The sequence below is a fragment of the Brevibacterium gallinarum genome (assembly GCF_014836885.1).
In the GTDB taxonomy this organism is placed as follows: Bacteria; Actinomycetota; Actinomycetes; order Actinomycetales; family Brevibacteriaceae; genus Brevibacterium; species Brevibacterium gallinarum.
Window position 1 is genome coordinate 121,462 of the sequence record NZ_JACSPY010000002.1, and the last position, 22,654, is coordinate 144,115.

The window sequence follows — 22,654 nt, forward strand, 5'->3', positions numbered from 1 at the left end:
TGCGTGGACCGCTAGGGGTGAGGTGACAGCATGGCAGTGATGACGGGCGCATTCTTCCTGGCCGCCGTCATCGCCCCGCTGTTCATCCGGTTCCTCGGTCGCACCGGCTTCGCCGCCCTCGCACTCGTCCCCGCCGCCGGTCTCGCCCTGTCGCTGTCGGTCGCCCCGCTCATGCTCACCGGCGCCGAGGTGTGGGTTGAGTCCTATCGCTGGATCCCGGCGCTCGACATGTCGCTGGTGTTCCGGATGGACATGCTCTCGTGGATCTTCTCCCTGCTCGTCACCGGTGTCGGGGCGCTTGTCTTCCTCTACTGCGCCCGCTACTTCGACGCCGATGAGCTCAGGCTCGGCCGCTTCGCCGGGATCCTCATGGCGTTCGCCGGGATGATGTACGGGCTCATCGTCGCCGATGAGATGCTGCTGCTCTTCATCTTCTGGGAGGGCACGACGATCTTCAGCTACCTGCTCATCGGCCAGTACCACTCCCGGCAGCAGACGAGGCGTGCGGCCCTGCAGGCCCTCATCGTCACCACTGCGGGCGGACTGTCGATGCTCATCGGCGTCATCCTCCTCGGCAACATCTTCGGCAGCGGCAAGCTCTCCTCGGCCGTCCAGCGCGGCTTCGAGTCCGGCTACCATGACGGCCTCGTCATCGCCGCGATCATCCTCATCCTCGTCGGCGCGGTCTCGAAGTCCGCGCTCGTTCCCTTCCACTTCTGGCTGCCCGGTGCCATGGCCGCCCCCACGCCCGTCAGCGCTTACCTGCACGCCGCTGCGATGGTCAAGGCCGGCATCTACCTCGTCATGCGCCTGGCACCGGGCTTCAGCGGCATGCCCGGCTGGCACCTGATACTGCTGAGCCTCGGCATCGCCACGATGTTCATCGGCGCCTGGCAGGCCCTCAAGCAGCACGACCTCAAGCTGCTGCTCGCCTACGGCACGGTCTCCCAGCTCGGCTTCCTCATCATCGTCTCGGCCTTCGGCAACCGCGACCTCACCACTGCAGCGCTGGCCCTGCTGCTGGCCCACAGCCTGTTCAAGGCCGCGCTGTTCCTCATCGTCGGCATCATCGACCACCGTGCCGGCACCCGCGACCTGCGCAAGCTCTCGGGCTACGCGCGCTGCTCACCGCTGCTGTTCGCCCTCGCACTCATCTCGGCTGCCTCGATGGCCGGGCTGCCGCCGACGCTCGGATTCGCCGCCAAGGAAGCCGTCTTCTCCACCCTGCTGGCCGATGGCTCCAAGGAAGGCGTCATCGCGCTCATCGGCGTGGCTGTCGGCTCGATCCTCACGGTTGCCTACTCCGCCCGGTTCGTCTGGGGTGCCTTCGCCGTCAAGCCCGATGTCGAACCGGTCGATCCCGGCGGTGACAGCCCGCTGCTCATGACCGCCCCGACGATTCTGACGATCCTCACGCTCACCGGCGGTTTAGCCGCTTCCGCCGTTGACGGCATCATCGCCCCCTGGAGCCGCCAGCTGCCTGCCGCCGACGCCGAGGCCTACCACCTGGCGCTGTGGCACGGCCCGGAGCCAGCACTGATGTTCAGCCTGCTCATCATCAGCATCGGCATCGTCATGTTCCTGTTCCGCGAACCCGTCGCGGCCTTCCAGACGGCGATGCCCGACGGGCTGGACTTCCACCAGGGCTACCGGTGGACGATCGGCCGGCTCGAGGCCTTCGCAGCGACCGTCACCTCCCGCACCCAGCGCGGTTCGATGCCCTTCTACCAGGGCGTCATCTACCTCTTCGCCATCGCCACGATCGTCATCACCCTCATCCTCAACAACACCTGGCCCGGTGAGGTCACACCGGCCGACACCGCCATGCAGCTGCCGATCGCCGGCGCCCTCATCATCGGCGCGATCGCCGCGACGGCTGCCGAGAAGCGGTTCGCCGCTGTCGTCGTCGTCGGTGTCACCGGCTACGGCATGTCCGCCTTCTTCGCCCACCAGGGCGCGCCGGACCTCGCACTGACCCAGGCGCTGGTCGAGACGATCACCATCGTCGTGTTCGTGCTTGTGCTGCGCCGTCTGCCGGCACGGATCGGCCGCTCGGCCGGGCGCCTGTCGCCATCGCTGCGGCTGCTCATCGGCGCAGCCTTCGGGGTGACGATGATGGTCGTCGCCTTCGTCGCCCTCGGCGCCCGGACCGCCGCCTCGATCGGCGATATGTTCCCCCGCCTGGCCTACGAGATCGGCCACGGCACGAACGTCGTCAACGTCACCCTCGTCGACATCCGCGCCTGGGACACCCTCGGTGAGCTCTCCGTCGTCGTCGCCGCAGCCACCGGCGTCGCCAGCTTCATCTTCGTGCGCAGCCGCGAAGGCACCCTGCAGCGCATTGACGCCAACCGCCCGAGCGTCTTCTCCCGCCTCTACCGGCCGGTCGAAGACGACCTTGCCCCGCTGTGGCTGGCCTCCGACGAGGAGCAGGAGGGCCGGGCAGTGCGCCGCAACGCCTGGCTGCTGGCCGGCCGCACGCTCTCACCGGCCAACCGGTCGATCATGCTCGAAGTCATCGTCCGGCTCATCTTCCACGCCCTCATCGTGTTCTCCGTCTACCTCCTCTTCGCCGGGCACAACCTGCCCGGCGGCGGCTTCGCCGCAGGACTCGTCGCCGGGATCGCACTCGCGCTGCGCTACCTGGCCGGCGGCCGCTACGAACTCGCCGAGGCCGCCCCGGTCGACGCCGGCAAGCTGCTCGGCCTCGGACTGGCGCTCGGCGCCGGCACCGCGTTGGGCGGACTGCTGTGGGGCTCAACAGTGTTCGACGCCGTCTGGCTCGACTTCACCGTCCCGCTGCTGGGCGAACTCCACGTCGGCACCGCACTGATCTTCGACATCGGCGTCTACCTCATCGTAGTCGGACTCATGCTCGACATCCTCCGCAGCCTCGGCGCCGAGGTCGACCGGCACCAGGAATCCGACGGGCGCCGGCTCGCCGAATCCCTCTCGACCGAGGAGACGAGTCCCGACACCCAGCAGCTGCACACGCTGCTCGGCCGGATGGACGACGTCGACGTCGACGGCGGAGCGTCAGGAGGCCGGCTGTGAGCGTCTCCCTCGTCATGCTGCTGGCCATGGGCGTCATGTACGCCTGCGGCATCTACCTCATGCTCGACCGGTCCCTGACCCGCGTGCTGCTCGGCTTCATGCTCATGGGCAATGCGACCAACCTGCTCATCATGCTCACCGCCGGCCCGCCCGGCCGCCCGCCGCTGACCGACGGGAAGAACCTCTCGGCTGCCGGAATGTCCGATCCGCTGCCCCACGCACTCATCCTCACCGCCATCGTCATCACCTTTGCGATGAGCGCCTTCCTGCTGGCGATGATCTACCGGTCCTGGCGGCTGGTGCGCAACGAGAACCTCGAAGACGACATCGAGGACATCCGCATCGCTTTCTCGCAGGGCCGCGACAATGCTGAAGAGGCCGGCACCAGCGGCGAATACGACGACACCGAATTCGGTGACGAAGCCCAGTCCCCGATTCCCGGCGCGCTCGACCTCGACGAGGAGGATGAGCGCTCATGACTCTGGCCATGCTCATCCCGCTGCCCGTGCTGCTGCCGCTCATCGGCGCCGGCATCACCCTCCTGCTCGCCGGGCGCGCCCGGGCGCAGGCGGCGATCACCATCATCACGCTGCTGGCCGTGCTCGCCATCGACGTCGTACTGCTCATCGGCGTCGACGCCCACGCCACCCAGGCGCTGGCCGTCGGAGGCTGGGAGCTGCCGTTCGGCATCGCGCTCGTCGTCGACCGGGTCTCGGCGCTGATGCTCATCATCTCCGCGATCGTCACCTTCGGCGTGCTCCTCTACGCCGTCGGGGAGGAGATGGCCGACACCTCGACCGAAACGCCGGTCAGCGTCTTCTACCCCGCCTACCTCATCCTGTGCGCCGGTGTCGCCGCCGCGTTCGTCACCGGAGACCTGTTCAACCTCTACGTCGGCTTCGAGATGCTCTTGGCGGCCTCCTATGTGCTGCTGACGCTCGGCTCGACCGGTGAGCGGATCCGGGCCGGGGTGACCTACATCGTCATCTCGCTGGTGTCCTCGGTCCTGTTCCTCTCCGCCATCGGACTCATCTTCGCTGCCACCGGCACCGTCAACATGGCCCAGCTGTCCGAGCGGATCGGCCAGCTGCCCGACGACATCCAGATGATCCTCCACGTCGTGCTGCTGCTGGGCTTCGGCATCAAAGCCGCCGTCTTCCCGCTGGCGTTCTGGCTGCCGGACTCCTATCCGACCGCACCCGCCCCGGTCACCGCCGTGTTCGCCGGGCTGCTGACCAAGGTCGGCATCTACGCGATCATCCGCACCGAAACCGTCATCTTCGCCGAATCCGACCTGCGCGTACCGCTGCTCGTCATCGGCGGGCTCACGATGATCGTCGGGATCCTCGGCGCGATCGCCCAGTCGGAGATCAAGCGGATGCTGTCCTTCACGCTCATCTCCCACATCGGCTACATGATCTTCGGCGTCGCCATGGGCACCGTCGAAGGGCTGACCGCTGCGATCTTCTACACCCTGCACCACATCCTCGTGCAGACCGCGCTGTTCCTGGCCATCGGGCTCATCGAACAGCGCGCCGGCTCCACCTCGATCCGCAAGCTCGGCGGACTCGGGGTGCTCGCCCCCTGGATCAGCCTGCTGTTCTTCATCCCCGCCCTCAACCTCGCCGGCATCCCGCCGTTCTCCGGGTTCATCGGCAAAGTCGCGCTCTTCAACGCTGGCTTCGACACCCGCGACTGGCTCATCTTCGTCCTCATCGGCGCCGGCACGCTCACCAGCCTGCTGACCCTCTACGTCATCGGCAAGACCTGGAACCTCGGCTTCTGGCGCGACCCGGACGATGTCGAAGAGCCCACCGAGGAGCTCGTCACCGAATTCAAGGAGCGCCGCGTCGCCCTCGCCGAGGGCCGCCGCTGGACCTCCTCCATCACCTCGGACAAGACCATGGTCGCCGCCACCACGCTCATCGTCGCCGTCAGCGTCTCGCTCACCGTCATTGCAGGCCCCCTGTGGGACGTGTCGTCCCGGGCGGCGGAGAACCTGCGCGGGCCCAACACCTACATCACCTCCGTGCTCGACCTGCGAGGTGACCGATGAGTCCCCAGCGGATGCTGCCAGCTGAGAACACCCCGACCCTGCGCCAGCGGCTGCGCTGGTTCTTCCGGCTGCCCAGCCCCCAGCAGTGGCTGCTGCTGGCCGGGCTCATCATCCTGTGGATCATGCTGTGGGACGAAGTCAGCGTGCTCACCGTCGTCACCGGCTTCATCATCGCCTGGACGGTCAGCCGCACCTTCTACCTCCCGCCCGTCGAACTCTCCGGCCGGCTCAACGTGTGGTACCTGCTCGTTTTCCTCGCGTGGTTCCTGTGGTCGATGGTCAAAGCCTCGATCGAAGTCGCCTGGCTGTCCGTGCGCCCGGCCCGCGTGCGCGCAGGAAGCCTGGTCGCCATCGATCTGCACACCCGCTCCGACCTGCTCATCACGCTGGTCGCACTCGTCGCCGGGCTCATCCCCGGCTCATTCGCCACCGAGATCAACCGGGCCCGCTCGACGATCTACCTGCATGTCCTCAACTGCGCCACCGACGAGGACGTCGAACAGGCCCGCGCCGATGCCTACCGCATCGAGTTCTACCTGGTGCGCGCCATCGGCTCCCCGCACGACATCGCGATCCTCAACGACTGGCGCCACGAGCAGGGGCTTCCGCCGGTGCTGGAGAGCAAGTCGATCACCCACCGGAGGAGGAAGCGCTCATGATGATCGCCGGCTACATCACCGGGCTGCTGTTCTCCGCGGCCGTGTTCATCACGATCGTCCGCATGATCAAGGGGCCCTCGATCCTCGACCGCATGATCTCCACCGACGTGCTGCTGGCCACCATGCTGTGCGGCTTCGGCGGCTTCATCGTCGTCACCGGCCGCACCGACCTGCTGCCGGTCATGCTCGTCCTCGCCTCACTCGGCTTCATCGGCTCAGTGGCCGTCTCGCGCTACGTCAGCCGGTCCGAATCCCGCACCCCGGTCATCGGCGAGACCCGCCGCGGTGCCGCAGCACATGAGCATGCGCTGTCGGAATCGCATGTGCCCGGCCGCCACCAGGTCGGCCCGCTGTTCGGCTCCGACACCGAGGCGGTGCCTGAGAACCCGGCACCGCAGGCCTTCGCGGACGGCCGGGCCGGCGAGGCGATCGCCGAACTGCACGACCCGGCTGTCGACGCGGCTGACACGGAAGGGGAATCCGATGATCGCTGACATCGTCTCCGGCACGCTGCTCATCGCCAGCGGCGCCCTGTCCCTGGCTGCGGCGGTCGGCCTGCTGCGCTTCCCCGACCTCATGAGCCGTCTGCACGCTGGCTCCAAGCCGCAGATCCTCGGGCTCATCTTCATGATGATCGCCATCAGCGTCCAGCAGTTCCACTGGGGCGTCATCACCACTCTGCTGCTCATCGTCACCCTGCAGATGGCGACCACCCCCGTCGGCACGCACATGGTCGGCCGCGCCGGCTACCGCACCAAGCATCTGCGCCGCTCGATGCTCTATCGCGATGAGCTCTCCGATGCCGTGGCGCTGGCTGAGGAGCGCGACGCAATCGAGCACGAACGCCGGCAAGACGGCTAAAGTTCGGGATAACAGCAAATCTGAGCCAAGCGAAGGGTCCCCATGACTGCGCAGCCCGGTGCCGACAACCGTCCCGTTGTCGTCCTCGCCGATGACGAACCCGATGTGCTCGGTGCCGTCGCCCCGTTCTTGGAACGCTCCGGCCTGCGGGTCATCACCGCACCCGACGGCAAACTCGCCCTCGACGAGATCCGCCGCCACAAACCTGATGTCTGCGTCCTCGACGTGCTCATGCCCGGTGCCGACGGCCGCGAGGTGTTGCGCACCCTGCGTCGTGAGGAGAACTGGGTGCCGGTGCTGCTGCTCACCCAGGTCGGCGAAGCCGTCGAACGCGCCATGGCACTCGAAGAGGGTGCCGATGACTACCTGAACAAGCCCTTCGACCCGCACGAACTCGTCGCCCGCATCCGCGCGGTGCTGCGCCGCACCCGCCACGACGGCCCGCCCCTGGCCACTGCCCCGGTGCTCGTGTCGACTTTCGGGCTGCGCCTGGACCGCACGTCGCGGCGCGTGTGGCTCGGCGACCGGGAACTCGTCATCACGCCCAAGGGCGTGACACTGCTCGAATACCTCATGGTCCACCGCGACGAGCTCATCGAACGCCAGCGCCTGCTCGAGGTGCTGTGGGGCTTCGACGACGCCGTCGGCACCCGTGCGGTCGACTCCCGGGTCGCCGAGCTGCGCCGCGTCCTCGGTGAGGACGCCTCGAATCCGCGCTGGATCGGCACCGTGCAGGGCCGCGGCTACCGGTTCGTCGCCGAGGTCACCGGCGCTGAGAACGCGAGGCCGTGATGAACCAGTTCCTCATCTTCGAGATCCGCATCTGGCTGCTGCTCATCCTGGTGCTGCTCTTCCTCGGCCTGCTCGTCGGCGCGTTCTTCTACCTGCGCCACCTGCTGCGCAAACGCGAAGCCGCCCTGCGGGCAGAGGAGCGGGCACGGGCCGAACACGAGGCACTGGCCAACCGCAACCGGATGCTCATCCGCCTCGACCACGAGCTGAAGAACCCGCTGACCGCCCTACGCACTTCAGCAGCGACAGTCCGTGAACTCGTCACCGAACCGGTCGCTTCATCCAGTGAGATCGAACCGGTCGCCCGGCAGATCGACACTTCCTCCCGCCGGGTCGCCCGCCTGCTGGCCGACCTGCGCAAGCTCGCCGACATCGAATCCCGCGAGATCCACTACCAGCGGGTGAATATGGATCAGCTCATCCACCAGGCCGTCGAAGACGCCCGCACCGCACCCGGTGCCGAGGACCGGATGATCATCGCCACGGTCGCCCGCGCCCCGTGGCGGCTGCCCGATGTTGCAGGCGAAGAGGACCTGCTGATGTCAGCGATCATGAACCTGCTCGGCAACGCCATCAAGTACTCCACCGACACCGATGTCATCGAGCTGCGCGCCAATGAGCAGGTCATCAATCAGCACCGCTGGATCGTCATCGAGGTCGCCGACACCGGCATGGGCATCCCGGCCGCCGAACAGGCAACCGTGTGGGATGAGCTCAGCCGCGGCCAGCAGGTCCGCGCCGTCGCCGGCTCCGGCATGGGGCTCTCGCTCGTGCGCTCGATCATCAGCCGGCACGGCGGCTCGGTCTCCCTGCTGAGCCAAGAGGGCCAGGGCACCTCGGTGCGACTCGTGCTGCCGGTGCTCGGCGAAGCCCAGCACCCGGTGGCCCCGCAGGACTACGACGGTGCAGCGGCCGTGGCCGGCTCACGCGCCGTCGAACCGGTCAACGCCAACCGGTCAGCCCGGGCCGATCAGTCCTTCCGCCCACCGCGGGCCCCATCCGAGGCCGAACTCGGCCGGATGCTCGGTACCCCGCGGCGCGGCTCGAAGCGCCGGCTGCAGAAGGTCGACGGGCAGTGGCACGACACCGCTACCGGGGAGACGCTGGGCAGCAACGGCCACCAGCAGCCCATGCCCGGCAGCCAGCCGGGCCCCTACCGGCCCCCGGCACAGGGGATGCCGCCGCAGCAGCCGGCCGGGCCGCGCTCACCGTTCGCCCCGCCGCGCCCACCACAGCAGCCGGTCGGCTCGCAGCCACCGCAGCAGCCGCGGCCGCCGCAGCCGCAGACCGACCCGCAGCAGCATGGCTCCGGCCCACCGCACCCACCAGCCCACTGACCCCGCTCACCCCCCGACTCTGGAGACGCTGTGAGAACTCACCCCACACCTCGGGCCCGGCACCGCCGAGCCCTGCGTGCACTCGCTGCGGCTGGCGCGATCCTGACGCTGTCCGGCTGCGGTCTGGTGGGCATCCGCACCTCCGATGAACCCGGCGGGCCGCTCGGCATCGCCGTCGCCCCCACCCAGGGACCCGAACCTGAGCCCACGGAGACCGGCCCGCAGATCCCCGAGGGCTGGGAGCTGCATCGGGCGGACTTCGCCGGCGAATGCAACTCGCGGCTCGAGGTCGCGCTGCCGCCGAGCGTGAAGGCGACGCCGGGCACTGAGCGCGGTTCCTTCATCTACTTCACCTTCGGCAGCCCGCACGACAAGATGGCCATGAACATCTCGTGCAACGAGAGCTTCCGGCAGTCACCGGTCGAGGAGCTGCAGTTCGAGAAGGAGTACGAGTTCTCCTACGGCGACAGCACCAAGCTCGCCGACCGCGACGTCAGAGTCGACAACGGCGCCGGCTGGGCGTACAAAGCCGAGGTCAACGAGAAGTCGAGCCTCATGATCGGCCTGGCCGGCGGCAGCGCTGCGAAGGGCTACGCGTTCGCTGTGTATGCGGCGCAGCAGGCCGAGGGCCGGATGGAGACCATCAGCGTCACCACCGTGGCCCTGGAGGACTCTCCCGAGGCGGTCGAAGCGGCTGAGGAGATCACTCAGCACGTCTTTGTCGACAAACAGCTGCTCATCATCCCCGACTGGCAGTGACCGCCGCCGGGGTATCAGGCTGCACCTCATTCCCGGTCGCGGATCGCGGTGAGCTCTGCCGCCAGCGCGGCTTGGTAGGTGAAGACGTCGCCGCTCAGTGAGATGACCGAATAGCCGCGCTCGAGTGCCGCAGCGCTGAGCTGCTCGGAGGTGGAGAAGATCCCGGCCGCCGTGCCGGTCGCCTGCGCCGCCTCGGCCACCGTGTCGAGGGCGGAGAGGAACGCAGACGACGTGAAGTCCCCAGGGGCGCCGAGGTTCGTCGACAGGTCCAGCGGGCCGACGAAGAGCACATCGACGTCGTCGACCGCGCCGATCTCGGCGGCAGCCGCGACCGCAGCCGGGGTCTCGATCTGCGGCAGGAACATCACCGACTCATTGGCTGCGGCCTGTTTGTCCCCCGGCGCGCCGGGGGAGTAGAGGTCATGGGCGATGCCGAAGGCGCTGCCCCGCCGGCCCGCCGGCGGGAACCGCATCCACTGGGCGATCTCGGCGGCCTGTGCAGCGGAGTCGACGTAGGGCATCATGATCCCCTCCGCCCCGGCGTCGAGGGCGGTGGAGACGAGATGCTGACTGTGCCCGGCGACCCGGACGAAGGAGGCGATGTCCTCTCGGCGGGAGACCGCCAGGGCCGGGCGGATCGCATCGAGCGACCAGCCGGTGTGCTCAAGATCGTAGAGCACCCAGTCGGCCCCGGCCCGGGCGCAGAGCGCACCGATGCCGGGAGTGGCGAATTCGAGGATGAAGGTGCCCAGCGCCGGCTTCCCGGCAGCGAGGCGCTCACGCACATGTGCAGTCGTCATGAGGTCAGCGTATCCGGCGCAGGCACAGCAGCATATGCGCGTGCCACGATGTGAATTCTGAGCATTTCCCCCCACCGCACACCCGGCCGACGCTGGTAGCGTTTCGCCCATGACGATTACCGACACTCCCACATCCCCGGGCATCAGCATCGACGCCCTGCTCGACGCCCACCGCCTCAACGGCCTGGCCGCCAACCCCACCGGCGGTGCCGTCGCCCTGGTGCAGACGGTCCAGCAGGCACCCGCCGCCGAGGTGGCCGAGCCCGGCGAGACCGCCGACCGCGACGACGCGGCTGGCGACCCGCGCGCCGGTGACTACCTCACCGCCCTCTACACCGTCGACGAGGCGCCGGTCAGGCTGACCTCCCCGCTCGCCTCGGTCGGGGCTGCCAGCGTCGACGACGCCGGCAATGTGTGGTTCATCGCCAAGCGCGCCAACACCGCCGACGATGCCGCCGAGGACGCCAGCCTGTGGAAGCTTCCCGCCCGCGGCGAGGCGATCCAGATGGCCACCCGCCCCGGCGGATTCTCCTCGGTCACCGTGCGCGGCACGACGGTGCTCGCCACCGGCCCGATCGCTGATGGTGCTGAGGATGAGAAGACCCACGCCGAGCTGTACGGCACGCGCACAGCCCACAAGGTCACCGGCATCCTGCACGATTCCTTCCCGCTCCGCAGCTGGGACTCCGATCTCGGACCGGACCGTGACGGCCTGCTCATCGCCGACTGCAGCGACACCGGCCGCAGCGACAGCCGTGATGCCGGGACGCTGAGCTTCCGGCACGGGCCGGTTCCGGCCGGCCGGGTCACTGGTGTCGAACTCTCCGCAGACGGCACTGTCGCGCTCCTGGACGTCAGGCGGCTGGAGGAGAAGACGACCGAGGTCACCGATATCTGGCGCGTCGACATCGCCTCCGGTGACGCCGGCATCCTGCTGCACGCGGCCCATCCGATCGACTACACCACACAGGCGCTCAGCCCCTCGGGCCGGTTCGCCGCGGTGAGCGAGGAGACCGCCTGGACTGCCCAGTCGAACCTGCAGCAGCGGTCCGTGCTCGTCGACCTCGCAACCGGAGCCGCCCAGCCGCTGTGGCCCGCCGGCGACCAGTGGTACTCCATCACCTGGCTCGACGACGACACACTGCTGGCGACCTCGGACTACCGCGGTCGCGGAGCCGTGTGGATCGGCGGACCCGACGACGCCCAGCCGCGCCTGCTGGCAGGCGGCGCCGACCAGCCGTACCACTACAGCAGTCTTGTCTCCGCGCCCGAGGGGGTGCTCGCGATCCGCTCCTCGGTCGCCGAAGCTCCGCACCTCGTCGCCATCGACACCGCAAGAGGCGACGTCGCGATCCGCACCAACCCGGCTGATGACCTGGCACCTGCCGGCCGGCTCGAGGAGGTCGTCACGACCGCAGCCGACGGTACCGAGATCCGCGCCTGGCTTGCCCTGCCGGCCACCGCCTCGGCGGCGGAGACCGCAGCACCCCACCCGCTGGCCGTGTTCGTCCACGGCGGGCCGTGGGGATCCTGGAATGCCTGGACCTACCGCTGGAACCCGTGGCCCTTCGTCGCAGCCGGCTACGCGGTGCTCATGCCGGACCCGGCGATCTCGACCGGCTACGGTCAGGCGTTCATCGACCGCGGTCAGCAGGAGCTCGGCGGGGCACCCTTCGACGATGTCGTGGCGCTTGCCGATGCGGCGATTGCCCGCGCCGACATCGACGAGACCCGCCAGGCGCTCGCCGGCGGCTCCTACGGCGGCTACATGGCCAACTGGGTCGCCGGGCACACCGGAGACCGGTTCCGCTGCATCGTTACCCACGCCTCCCTGTGGGACGTCACCACGATGGGAGCGACGACCGACAACGGCTCGTGGGCGCTGGCGATGGCCGAGCAGGCCCAGACGTACTCGCCGCACCTGTATGTGCGCGACATCGAGGTGCCGGTGCTCGTCATCCACGGCGACAAGGACTACCGCGTGCCGATCGGACAGGGCCAGCAGCTGTGGTTCGACCTGCTGACCTTCTCCAAGACCCCGCTCGATGCGCACGGGAAGACCCAGCACAGGTTCCTGTACTACCCGAACGAGAACCACTGGATCCTCAGCCGCGGCAATGCCCGGCAGTGGTACCAGGAATTCATCGCCTTCCTCGACCAGCACGTCACCGGCGCATGAGCGCCGCACCGCAGCCTGCCATGACGACCAGCCCCGCATCCGAATCCCAGCCCGCAGCCTATCGCCGGCGCGCACACGCCGGTGCGTGGGCGGTGCACCTGTTCACCCTCTCCGGGTTCCTGTGGGCGCTGCTGGCGATGCTCGCCCTGCTCGACGGACACATCGGCTGGATGTGGCTGTGGCTGGGCATCGCAGCGCTCATCGACGGGGTCGACGGGTTCCTCGCCCGCAAGGCGCGCGTCAAGGAGATCGCCCCGTGGTTCGACGGCACTGTCGTCGATATCGTCGTCGACTACCTGACGTGGACATTCATTCCGGTGCTGTTCATGCTCATGCACCTGCCGCTGGGACCCAGGCCGGTGGCGATCGGGCTGTCAGTGCTCATCCTCGTGTCCTCGATGTTCTGCTATGCCAATGAGAACTGGAAGTCGACTGACTACTACTTCATCGGCTTCCCGGCAGCCTGGAACGTCATCGCCGTCATGCTCTACGTGCTGGCCCTGCCGGCATCGCTCACCATCGCCGCAGTGCTCGTGTTCGTCGTGCTCACCCTCGTGCCGACGCACTACACGCACCCGTTCCGGGTTGAGCGCTTCATGGCGCTCAACATCATCGCCGTGCTCGTGTGGATGGGGGCCACAGCCTGGATGGTCGCGATCTACCCCGAGCGCCCGGTATGGCTGCTTGCGGTTTTCTGGATCTCCGGCGGCTGGTTCGCCGCGACCTGCATCCTGCGCGATATCCGCGGCCGACGGGCGGAGCAGCGCTGAAGCTGTCGACTAGGAGGGCTCTGGACTAGGAGGGCTCGGAGATGCCCGGCCGCGTCGGCGCGCGGCCGCCGAGGCGCCACTTGACGATCCGGTCGCGCTGCCACCGGGAGGCCTCCAGCAGGCAGGTGAAGACGATGAGACCGGCGACGATGAGGATGACGTAGAGCGGGTACCGGTCCCCCTTGAGCCAGAAGTACACGTACGGGGCGGTGAAGGTGATGATCGCGACGATCATGCCGAGCAGCCGGGTGATCCGCCGGCGTCCGGCGACCATCGCGATGACACCCCACGTGTATGGGATCGCGGTGACGAGGTCGATCGTCCACAGCACCCACAGCTGGCCATTGAACTGCGAGACGAAGGACACCGGCAGGGCCCGCAGCGCCGAGTACACGAGCACCACCAGATAGGCGATGACCTTCGGGCTGCGGAAGAACCGGCGCAGCCAGGACCGTTCGATGATCGGGGCGGCGGTGCGGCGCAGTGCCGCCAGGCTGCGGCGGGTCAGCGTCAGCGCATCGGTGCCGGTGCCGGCTGCGCGTACGAACGCCTGCTGGGCAGGCGACCCATGTGCCCACGTGCGCACCCAGTTCTCGGGGTTGAGCGCCACCGGCACGCAGCCGTTCTCTCCTGCCCCGGCGACGTGGAGCACGTTCGCCCCGAACGCCTCCTGCAGCCGGGCGACCTGCCAGGCGTCGACGGCCGCCAGCCACAGCAGCTGGCGGCGCTCAAGCGCCTGCCGCAGGGCGGCAGCCAGCGAGGTGGCCAGCGGGTCCTCAGCGGCGAGCGCCTCGGCGGTGAGAGTGGTGGCCTCGATCTGTGGCAGCTGCGCGATTTCGACCGTGTTCGCCGGGGTGAGGTCGCCGAGGCGGTCGGCACCGGAGATCTCGATGAGGGCGGCGGAGTCCATCTCGAAGCGCCGGCACAGCGGCAGGTCGGCTGCGCTGTAGGAGGCGATGAGCTGAAGCCAGGGGGATCGGGTCACGTGTGGAATTCTCGCATGCGGCCGGTGGCGGGCCTTCCAGCAATTGCGCAGCCAGGGCCGCTCAGAGCCACCCGGCCCGCTTGAACAGCCAGAACAGGAACCCGGAGCCGGCGACCATGAGCCCGAGCGCGAACGGATAGCCGAAGATCCAGTGCAGTTCGGGCATCGTATCGAAGTTCATGCCGTAGGTGCCGGCGACCAGTGACGGGAAGAAGAGGATGCCGGCCCAGCCGGAGATCTTCTTCATCTGCTCGTTCTGCTGGATCGACAGCTCGTTCATCCGCCGCATATCCTCGTTCTGCGCCTCGGAGATGAGCGTGGAGTTGAAGGTGAACAGCTCACGCAGAACGCTGCGCAGCCGTTCGACGCGCTCGTTGACGCTGTGGATGTGGTCGGCGACGTCGCGCAGGCCGCGCTGCAGCTCGGCCGGCACGGTGTGCACGACCAGCGAGTTGAAGAGCGTGTCGATGACCCCTTCGAGCGGCTTGACCGCCCGGTCGAGCTCGATGAGCTCACGCGAGAGGTGATAGATGTCCTGCGACTGCGCCGGGGTGCCGGTGAAGATCCGCTCTTCGAGGTCATCGGTCTGGTCTTCGAGGATCGCCACGACCGGCAGGTAGTTGTCGACGATGCGGTCCATGACGCGGTAGAGCGCAGAGAACTGCGGGAACCCGGAGAACCGGGTGTCGGATTCGAAGACCTCGCGGACGTTCTGCGTATCGAGCAGGGTGCCGTGCCGGATGACGATGATGAACCGGGCGCCGAGGAAGATGTGGATCTCACCGACCTTGATGTCGACCGACTGGGCCTCAGCGGCATCACCGGAGGCACCTGAGGCACCGGACGCACCGCCTGCCCCTCCGGCGTCACCGGCCCGGGCGTCGGCCAGCCCGGCAGGGGTGTGCGGCCGGTTGCGGCGGATGACCGCCGGGCGCAGCACGACGAACTCGGTCGAGCCGTAGCGTTCGTACTTGGGCCGCTGATGGGCTTCGATCGCGTCCTCGATCGCCAGCGGGTGCAGGGAGAACGCCTCGGCGAGCTCGGTGAGGTCCTCGTGAGTCGGGCGGTACATGTCGATCCACAGGAACGGCCGCTCCTCATCGGATTCCTCGGCTGCGGCGAGTGCGCGGGCGGCCTCGCGGATCGAGGTCATCGAGGCGACCTCGACGTGATCGGAGTAGAGGACGAAGTTGTCGTCGCGCCGGTGTCCCAGATGCTCGGAGGCGAACCGGTAGGTGTAGCGCAGATCGGCCATCGTCCCTCCTTGGTGTGCGTGCGCGGTGACTATGCTTGAAGCCATGGACGCACTCATCCTCATGAACACCGCCGGCAGCGGCGACGCCCTGTCTGAGATCTCTGCACAGCTTACCGAAGTTCTCAACCGGGCACGTGTGGCTGACGGCGTGGTCGCCTATCTGCAGGCTCCCGCGCCCGAGGCGGGGGCTGGCCAGGGTGCGGGAGCAGACTTGCCGGCCGGTGGGCTCGGGCAGACCGAGGACGACCTGGCCCTGAGCTCAGAGGTCGCCGATGCCTTCGACGGCATCGACGACCTGGCAGCCGGGCTGCATGATCTGGCGATCGATCGGCTCGTCATCGGCGGCGTCGACGTCGACCGGTCGGTCTATCACACCGCGATGGCCGGGCTGGCATGCAACTTCGACGTCGTGGTGCTCGCAGACGGTGTCATCGCAGCCGATGGCCGGCCGGTCGACTGGGCGGAGACGGCAGCCGGCGACGGCGCGGTGCTCTCAGATGCCGCGCAGACGTGGCTGCGGATGTGATCAGCCCTGCCGTGCCTTCAGGCGCGGGTTCTTCTTGTTGATGACATAGGTCTTGCCCTTGCGGCGCACGACCTGGGAGCCGGGCTGGTTCTTCAGGGAGCGAAGCGAATTGCGGACCTTCATGATGGTGCCTTTCTGTAGCTGATGGTGCAGAGCTGGTGGTTCAGTGCCGATGGTGCAGAGCGGCTGGTGCAGTGCACATCTGTTCAGTGCTGGGACAGGTGGTCGGGCAGCGCCGGCTGGGAGCGCACCGCCCCGGCCAGCAGGCCCGCCCAGTCCTGGGCGTACTCGCGCGGAGCGGTGAGTGCGATGCGCGAACACCGGTCGCCGTGGTGGGGGTGCCAGTGGCACAGCGCATCGATGACATGCGGATCCGCACTGTGATGGCAGGCGAGCACCGCTGATGGTGAGGAGAACGCCGGGGCGAACCACTGGCCGTCCTCCTCCATCCACACCTGGGTGCCGATTCCGCACACCCGCACGCGGGTCTCCGGCCGGGAGTCGACCCACACGGTGCCGCGGATCCGGCACGCCCCAGCGGCCGCCTCGGGCAGCAGCCGGCAGAACGCCTCGGCATCGAGCTGCCCGTGGGCGGAGACGACCCGAGTGACGAAGTGCTCACCCTCCCCGGTCAGGCCCACCCGCACGGGCCCGGCGGCGGGCGCGGGCAGGAACTCGGCGGCAGGCCCGAAGGCCGGGCAGCCGAGGTGGATGAGCAGCTCCCGGGTGCGCTCGCCCAGGACGTGCCGGGCGGTGAGCACGCTGGCATGCTCGACGGCGACAGCGGCGAGCTCAGCGTGACCGGTGAGCGCGCAGTCAGTCGACTCCTCCAGCCCGTCGGTCGACCACAGCAGGTCCTCGAGGCCATCGAGGCTGCCGTGCAGCACCATCCGCCCGATGCGCACATCGTCGAGGTGGCTGGCCAGAGTCGAGCGCAGCCGCCCGATATGCAGCCACCACGGGATAATGACCTCGAACACCTCGGTCGTGTGGGAGAGCCGCTCGAGCACGTCGACGAGCTCATGGGCGAGCGCGCACACCGTGCACGCACGCAGCTCGGTGCCCTCCGCCTCGGGGCCGGTGAGCGCCGAACCCCAGTCGCGGGTGTCGACGACATACCCGCGGTGGCGCGGCAGCCGCACGCGCGCCGGGGCGTGCCCGGGCTGCGGCGGCAGCAGATGGTGGACGTTGACGAGCATGACCGACACAGTAGGCGCCGGGTGCTCATAAGCACTAATGGCAATAGGCTCATGCGTCCCTGCCGGGCCGAGGCGGGCGCAGCGGCGGCGGGTCCGCAGGAAGAGACGCGCCTGCCCCGCATCATGCAGATGCGGGGCAGGCGTCGCAGGGGTCTGCCGGGCGGCAGTCAGCTCAGCTGAGAGCTCAGCTCAGCTTGCCGGCCTTCCAGTCCTCGGCGAAGTCCGGGTTGTCCTTGAGCCATTCGGCCACGGCCTCGTCGAGGTTCTCGCCGCCGTAGTTCTCATCGGAGAACATGACGTTCTCCAGGCTGGCGAGGTTCTCGTCATCGAGCACGAGGTTCTGCAGCAGCTGCGCGGCCTTCGGGTTGTCCTCGGCGAATCCGTCGCGGGCGAAGTTGTAGATCACTTCAGCTCCGCCCATCGCGCCCTCGGGGTCTTCGAGGTCACGGACCGGGAAGGCGTCGTAGGCCCAGTGCGGGCGCCACAGGGTCACGGCGACGTTGTCACCGGCGTCGGTGGCCTTCTTCAGCTGTGCGAGCATCGCCGGGGTCGAGGAGATCTTGAAGTCGAGGTTGTCCAGACCGTAGGTCGGGATGGCCTCATTCTCCGTCGTCGAGGTCAGGCCGGCGCCGGGCTCGATGCCGTAGAGGGTGTTGCCGTACTCGTCGCCCATGTCCTTGAGGTCGGCGATGGACTGGGCGGGGGAGTCCTCGTTGACGGCGATGGTGAGCTTGGCGTTGTTGTACCAGCAGCCGTGGACCTCCATCTTGTCGCCGAACTCCTCGACGTAGTCCTTGTGCGTCAGCGGCATCCAGCCGTCGAGGACGACGTCGATATCGCCGTTGGCGACACCGGTGAAGCCGGGCCCGGCCTGGTAGCTCTCGATGTCGACGGAATAGCCGTCCTCTTCGAGAACGGCCTTCGTCAGGTGGGCTGCGGCGAAGGACTCATCCCAGCCGTCGAACGCACCGAGGGTGATGTCGGTGTTGTCGTCTGCTTCGGTGTCGGTGACGTCCTGGGCATTGGCGCCGGGGGTGCAGTTCTCCCAGTCGCGATCCGGGTCAGCCATCTCGGCCTGAGGGCCGTCGCCGTTGCCCGATCCGCCATTGGATTCGGTTCCGCCGCCACCGCATGCGGTGAGGGCGAGAACCGATGCGGCCAGGATGCCGCCGGTCTTGGTCAGAGTCGAGAGTTTCATCGGACGATACCTCTTTCCTGTGTTCTTCTGCGGATGTGTGACAGCGGTGGGCGGTCAGCCGGTGGAGGCCGCCGCTGCCCGGGTGGCCGGGCTGCGGGAGCCGAGCGCGGCGGTGACGCGGTCGAGATAGATGGCGATGATGACAACGGCGATGCCGGCTTCGACGCCGAGGGGCACATCGAGTGAGCTGATCGAGCGCATGACCTGGCCGCCCAGCCCGCCGGCACCGGCCATACCGGCCAGCACCACCATCGACAGGGCGAGCATGATGACCTGGTTGACACCGGCCATGATCGTCGGCATCGCCAGCGGAAGCTGCACGCGGCCGAGGATGTGGCCCTCGGAGGCGCCGAAGGCGTGCCCGGCCTCGACGACCTCGCGGTCGACCTGGCGGATGGCCAGTTCGGTCAGGCGCACGCCCGGCGGCATCGCGAAGATGATCGTGGCGATGGCCCCGGGAACCTGGCCGACGCCGAACATCACGATGGCAGGGACCAGGTAGGCCAGCGCCGGCATCGACTGCATGAAGTCGAGGACCGGCCGCACGACGGTGGAGACGACCTGCGACTTGGCTGCCAGGATGCCGATCGGGATGGCCATCAGCAGCGCGAAGATGACGGCGACGATGACGAGGGAGATCGTCGACATGGCGGTCTCCCACTGATCGAGCGCGGCCAGCAGGTAGAAGCCGAGCAGGGTGAAGATCGCCAGCTTCCACGACGCCGCCACCCAGGCGATCGCGGTGAAGATGAGGATCATGATGAGGAAGTGCGGATACGTCAGCGCTGACTCGATGTTGTCGTACAGCACGTCGAGCAGCCAGGTGACGCCGTTGATGAGCCAGCCGAACGCGTCTTCGAACCAGTCGAGGAACGCCTCAGCCCAGTCGCCCAGCGGGATGCGCGGTTCGAGAAAGTCCATGCTCAGGCCTCCTGATTCTGCTCGTCGTCGATGTCTGCAGCGGCAGTCGATCCGCTCGCCGGTGATGACCCGCCGGCAGCGGCCGTACCGGCGGCTGTGCGCGCCTCCGGCGGGGATGCCGTCGAGGTGTCGCTGGTGGCCGAGGCCATCGCATTGAGCAGCTGGACGCGCGGGATGATGCCGACCAGCCGGTTCTTCTCATCGGTGACTGCCAGCGGCACGAGCGCCTCGGCGCTGGGGGCGAACAGCTCGGAGAGCTGCGTGTCCACGGAGACGCTGAGCAGGCCGTCGGTGCGCAGCAGCCCGCTGAGATCGCTGGCCCCTGCGCGGGCGGCGGCAACGACATCGTCATCGGTGACGACACCGAGCAGCTGGCGGGACCGGTCGGTGACGAACAGCGCTGAGACGCTGTGCTCCTCCATCGCGCGGGCGGCCACCCGCGGGCCGGCGGTCACCGGCACGAACGACTCGGTGGTCTTCATGACCGAACCGGCCGTGAGCACGCGGGTGCGGTCGACATCCTGGATGAAGGAGGCGACATAGTCATCGGCTGGGGCGGTGAGGATCTCCTCGGACGTGCCGATCTGCACGATCCGGCCGGCGCGCATGACCGCGATCCGGTCGCCGAGGTACATCGCCTCGTTGAGGTCGTGGGTGATGAAGATGATCGTCTTGTTCAGCGATGACTGCAGCTCGACGAGCTGCTCCTGCATCTCGCGCCGGATCAGCGGGTCGAGTGCCGAGAACGCCTCGTCCATGAGGAGGATGTCCGATTCCGAGGCGAGTGCGCGGGCCAGGCCGACGCGCTGCTGCATGCCGCCGGAGAGCTGGCTGGGGTACTTGTCTCCCCACCCGTCGAGACCGACGACCTCGAGCCAGTGATCGGCGCGCTCGAGGCGTTCGGTCTTGGCGACGTCCTTGATCTCGAGGGCGTAGGCGGCGTTCTCGCGCACCGTGCGGTGCGGCATGAGCGCGAAGTGCTGGAAGACCATGGCGATGTTGTCCCGGCGCATGCGCCGCAGCTGTGCTGCCGACATCTGCGAGATGTCCTCGCCGGCCACGCGCACCGTTCCCGAGGTGGGGGACCACAGTCCGTTGATCATCCGGATGAGGGTGGACTTGCCGGAGCCGGAGAGGCCCATGACGACGAAGCTCTCACCGTGCTCGACGGTGAAGCTGGCGTCGATGACGGCAGCGGTGCCGAGGTGGGAGAGCTCTGCGCGGTCAGCGCCGGCTTCGAGACGCTCGACGACATCGCGTCCGCGCCTTCCGAAGACCTTGTAGACGTGTGAGGCTTCGACGACTGCCACTGCGGTCGGATACCTTTCTTTCGGCAACACAGGTGTGTGGCCCGGCGCAGGAGAGAACAGGAGAGCGCATCGGGCGGTGGCCGGTCCCGGTCTGGCGACCGGCATACAGGTCAGAGCGCTGCCAGGCCACGACGACCAGTCTAGGGAGCCGCCCACCGCAGACACCCTGACGGCGCCCGGCTGCCTTCCGATGCGCTCTCGCGAACTGCTCAGAATAGACAAGCTGACCTGGGCAAACACTGAAAGCCGGAACGTTACCCCATCGTTACACCGGTGGCGGTGCACGAGCGCTGTGCTGCGGGCATGCGGCGCACTCGGCGCACATCTGCCGTAGGCGCGGCCTCGTCCGCAGTCCCGCAGCCACACCCGCGGCCCGGGGTTTGCACGACAAGTTGTAGAATGAGGCGGGCTCGCACCGCGCGTGCGGGCCGGCAGGAATGAGCTGAGGAGGTGGCATGAGCAGACAGCTGCGCATCTGGCGTTCGGTGGGTGCGGCATTCATCGCCACCGCGATCGCGACGCTCTTCCACCTCGGCGCCCACGGCAGCGCCTCACTGCTGGCCGGCATCGTATGCTTCGTGCTCACCCTGTGGATCGGCGTGCTGCTGGCCGGCCGGCGGCTCGGGATCCTTTCGCTCAGCGCGATCGTGGCGTTCGCGCAGCTGGCGCTGCATCACCTCATGACCGTGTTCAGCCACGTCCCGCTCATCATCAGCGGCCACAGCGGCCGGGTCTACCTGCAGCTGGGCACCGGCGCCGGCAGCGGTGCACACGCCCACCACTTGACCGACGCCGAGGTCTCGGCTGCGGTCGCCGACACCGCCGCAGCCGCCGGGCAGGCTGCCGCACAGGCCGGTGCGGGCGCCTCGATGCTCATCGCCCACCTGCTCTCAGCTGTCGTCACGATTGCGATCCTCAAATGCGGCGAGGAGTTCGTCTTCGCCCTCATCCAGGCAGCCCTCGGCCCGATCGCCACGGCCTTCACCCGCTTCGTCCCGCTCGTCATGCCCTCGCGGCTGCCAGCGCAGGTCGCTCCGGTGCTGGCCGCAGTCACGCCCGCTGTGCTCGACTCCCGGTTCAGACGCGGCCCGCCGTCGGTCCTCTTCACCCGCCTGCAGGCACCCACGCCTGCCTGATCTGCACGACCGGACTCCCGCCTCGGGAGCGGTGCAGGTCCTCACCCATCTGAACCCCGTGCCCCCGGCAGGGCCCTGACAGCACCCCGCGTGCGGTGCTGCCCTGCGTGCACCAGCGTGCACGGCACGCAAGAGCAAAGGACTCACCACAGTGAAGAAGACCATCGCATTCCGCACCGCCGCAGCCGCCTCCGCCCTCGGCCTGGCACTGACTCTGGCCGCCTGCGGCGGCACCGACGGCACCGACGCCTCCACCGAGGCCGGCGGCACCGACGCCCAGCAGGACGAGGCGGTCACCGCCGAATCCGCACTGACCCTCGAAGACGGCTGGGTCAAGGCCGTCGACAAGGACCACGGCATGACCGCCGTGTTCGGCACCCTGAAGAACTCCTCCGATCAGGACATCCACTTCACCGGTGCCGAGTCCTCAGTTGCCGGAATGGCCGAGCTGCACGAGACCGTCGAAGACAACTCGGGCTCGACGAAGATGCAGGAAAAGGAAGGCGGCTTCGTCATCCCCGCCGGCGGTGAGCTGAAGCTGGAGCCGGGCGGCGACCACATCATGCTCATGAAGCTCAAGGAGGGCATCGAGCCCGGCGCCGAGGTCACCACGACGCTCAAGACCGACGCCGGCGACCTCGACGTCACCGTCCCGGCCAAGGAGTTCGCCGGCGCCCAGGAGGAATACGACCAGGGCGACGGCTCGGACATGGACCACGGCGACATGGACCATGGCGACCACGACGGCCACGACCACGGCGATGAGGAAGACGGACACGATCACTGATCGGCCCTGACCTGCTGCCTGGAGCCGGCCGGTGCCGACCGGCCGGCCCGGGCAGCCGCCTACCTCTGAG

Annotated in this window: 22 protein-coding genes; 14 read left to right on the forward strand and 8 right to left on the reverse strand. The window is 68.3% G+C overall.

Translation table 11 applies throughout. The annotated features are described in order from the left end of the window. Positions 1-30 precede the first annotated feature (30 nt). Genes H9634_RS02825 through H9634_RS02865 form a run of 9 tightly spaced genes read left to right on the forward strand, consistent with a single transcriptional unit; the run spans position 31 to position 9,518 of the window. Positions 31-3,054 carry a Na+/H+ antiporter subunit A gene (locus H9634_RS02825; RefSeq protein ID WP_191725278.1) on the forward strand — a complete coding sequence of 1,008 codons (3,024 nt, stop codon included), beginning with the start codon at positions 31-33 and terminating at the stop codon, positions 3,052-3,054. Then, complete coding sequence (locus H9634_RS02830) at positions 3,051-3,533, forward strand: Na(+)/H(+) antiporter subunit C (RefSeq protein ID WP_191725279.1); 483 nt, start codon at positions 3,051-3,053, stop codon at positions 3,531-3,533. Before H9634_RS02825 ends, H9634_RS02830 begins: the two co-directional genes overlap by 4 nt. Further along, positions 3,530-5,110: a Na+/H+ antiporter subunit D gene (locus tag H9634_RS02835; protein ID WP_191725280.1), complete on the forward strand. Its 1,581-nt coding sequence runs from the start codon at positions 3,530-3,532 to the stop codon at positions 5,108-5,110. The genes H9634_RS02830 and H9634_RS02835 overlap by 4 nt, the downstream gene beginning before the upstream one ends. Further along, positions 5,107-5,769, forward strand: coding sequence for a Na+/H+ antiporter subunit E (locus H9634_RS02840; protein WP_225210522.1), 663 nt, complete (start codon positions 5,107-5,109; stop codon positions 5,767-5,769). Before H9634_RS02835 ends, H9634_RS02840 begins: the two co-directional genes overlap by 4 nt. Further along, positions 5,766-6,263 carry a monovalent cation/H+ antiporter complex subunit F gene (locus tag H9634_RS02845; RefSeq protein WP_191725281.1) on the forward strand — a complete coding sequence of 166 codons (498 nt, stop codon included), beginning with the start codon at positions 5,766-5,768 and terminating at the stop codon, positions 6,261-6,263. Before H9634_RS02840 ends, H9634_RS02845 begins: the two co-directional genes overlap by 4 nt. Next, positions 6,253-6,630: a monovalent cation/H(+) antiporter subunit G gene (gene mnhG / locus H9634_RS02850; protein WP_191725282.1), complete on the forward strand. Its 378-nt coding sequence runs from the start codon at positions 6,253-6,255 to the stop codon at positions 6,628-6,630. The genes H9634_RS02845 and mnhG overlap by 11 nt, the downstream gene beginning before the upstream one ends. 42 nt (positions 6,631-6,672) lie before the next feature. Continuing rightward, entirely contained in the window at positions 6,673-7,422 is a 750-nt protein-coding gene (locus H9634_RS02855; RefSeq protein WP_191725283.1) for a response regulator transcription factor, read from the forward strand. Then, complete coding sequence (locus H9634_RS02860; protein WP_191725284.1) at positions 7,422-8,759, forward strand: sensor histidine kinase; 1,338 nt, start codon at positions 7,422-7,424, stop codon at positions 8,757-8,759. The genes H9634_RS02855 and H9634_RS02860 overlap by 1 nt, the downstream gene beginning before the upstream one ends. Positions 8,760-8,789: 30 nt before the next feature. Continuing rightward, positions 8,790-9,518 carry a hypothetical protein gene (locus H9634_RS02865; RefSeq protein ID WP_191725285.1) on the forward strand — a complete coding sequence of 243 codons (729 nt, stop codon included), beginning with the start codon at positions 8,790-8,792 and terminating at the stop codon, positions 9,516-9,518. A gap of 26 nt (positions 9,519-9,544) precedes the next feature. On the opposite strand, the gene H9634_RS02870 is transcribed toward H9634_RS02865, so the two are convergent. Further along, on the reverse strand, positions 9,545-10,318 hold the full coding sequence (locus tag H9634_RS02870; protein WP_191725286.1) for an HpcH/HpaI aldolase family protein: 774 nt from the start codon (positions 10,316-10,318) through the stop codon (positions 9,545-9,547). Between the two features lie 109 nt (positions 10,319-10,427). Here H9634_RS02870 and H9634_RS02875 point away from each other — a divergent pair, with 109 nt between their 5' ends. After that, a complete protein-coding gene (locus tag H9634_RS02875; RefSeq protein ID WP_191725287.1) occupies positions 10,428-12,497 on the forward strand; it encodes a S9 family peptidase in 2,070 nt (689 codons plus the stop codon). Between the two features lie 20 nt (positions 12,498-12,517). Further along, positions 12,518-13,267: a CDP-alcohol phosphatidyltransferase family protein gene (locus H9634_RS02880; RefSeq protein ID WP_191725288.1), complete on the forward strand. Its 750-nt coding sequence runs from the start codon at positions 12,518-12,520 to the stop codon at positions 13,265-13,267. Positions 13,268-13,292: 25 nt separating this feature from the next. Here H9634_RS02880 and H9634_RS02885 read toward each other — a convergent pair whose 3' ends face one another. Together H9634_RS02885 and H9634_RS02890 are read right to left on the reverse strand one after the other, a co-directional pair. Beyond that, positions 13,293-14,252 carry a hypothetical protein gene (locus tag H9634_RS02885; protein ID WP_191725289.1) on the reverse strand — a complete coding sequence of 320 codons (960 nt, stop codon included), beginning with the start codon at positions 14,250-14,252 and terminating at the stop codon, positions 13,293-13,295. 61 nt (positions 14,253-14,313) lie between these two features. After that, positions 14,314-15,507: a magnesium and cobalt transport protein CorA gene (locus tag H9634_RS02890; protein ID WP_225210523.1), complete on the reverse strand. Its 1,194-nt coding sequence runs from the start codon at positions 15,505-15,507 to the stop codon at positions 14,314-14,316. Between the two features lie 43 nt (positions 15,508-15,550). Here H9634_RS02890 and H9634_RS02895 point away from each other — a divergent pair, with 43 nt between their 5' ends. Further along, positions 15,551-16,033: an isochorismatase family protein gene (locus tag H9634_RS02895; protein ID WP_191725291.1), complete on the forward strand. Its 483-nt coding sequence runs from the start codon at positions 15,551-15,553 to the stop codon at positions 16,031-16,033. Here the strand turns inward: H9634_RS02895 and ykgO are convergent, their stop codons facing one another. The 5 genes from ykgO to H9634_RS02920 all read right to left on the reverse strand — a co-directional run bounded on the left by ykgO (position 16,034) and on the right by H9634_RS02920 (position 20,661). Continuing rightward, positions 16,034-16,156 carry a type B 50S ribosomal protein L36 gene (gene ykgO / locus H9634_RS02900; RefSeq protein ID WP_102162416.1) on the reverse strand — a complete coding sequence of 41 codons (123 nt, stop codon included), beginning with the start codon at positions 16,154-16,156 and terminating at the stop codon, positions 16,034-16,036. Between the two features lie 83 nt (positions 16,157-16,239). Further along, entirely contained in the window at positions 16,240-17,232 is a 993-nt protein-coding gene (locus H9634_RS02905; protein WP_191725292.1) for a GTP-binding protein, read from the reverse strand. A 184-nt stretch (positions 17,233-17,416) separates the two neighbouring features. Next, positions 17,417-18,430, reverse strand: a complete 1,014-nt coding sequence (locus H9634_RS02910) for a glycine betaine ABC transporter substrate-binding protein (protein ID WP_175293616.1) — start codon at positions 18,428-18,430, stop codon at positions 17,417-17,419. Positions 18,431-18,484: 54 nt separating this feature from the next. After that, positions 18,485-19,351 carry an ABC transporter permease gene (locus H9634_RS02915; RefSeq protein WP_225210524.1) on the reverse strand — a complete coding sequence of 289 codons (867 nt, stop codon included), beginning with the start codon at positions 19,349-19,351 and terminating at the stop codon, positions 18,485-18,487. A 2-nt stretch (positions 19,352-19,353) separates the two neighbouring features. Then, positions 19,354-20,661, reverse strand: coding sequence for a quaternary amine ABC transporter ATP-binding protein (locus H9634_RS02920; RefSeq protein WP_318244979.1), 1,308 nt, complete (start codon positions 20,659-20,661; stop codon positions 19,354-19,356). Positions 20,662-21,116: 455 nt separating this feature from the next. Between H9634_RS02920 and H9634_RS02925 the strand changes: the two genes are divergently transcribed. After that, positions 21,117-21,797 carry a hypothetical protein gene (locus H9634_RS02925; RefSeq protein WP_191725294.1) on the forward strand — a complete coding sequence of 227 codons (681 nt, stop codon included), beginning with the start codon at positions 21,117-21,119 and terminating at the stop codon, positions 21,795-21,797. A gap of 151 nt (positions 21,798-21,948) precedes the next feature. Continuing rightward, positions 21,949-22,584 carry a copper chaperone PCu(A)C gene (locus H9634_RS02930; RefSeq protein WP_191725295.1) on the forward strand — a complete coding sequence of 212 codons (636 nt, stop codon included), beginning with the start codon at positions 21,949-21,951 and terminating at the stop codon, positions 22,582-22,584. Positions 22,585-22,654 lie beyond the last annotated feature (70 nt).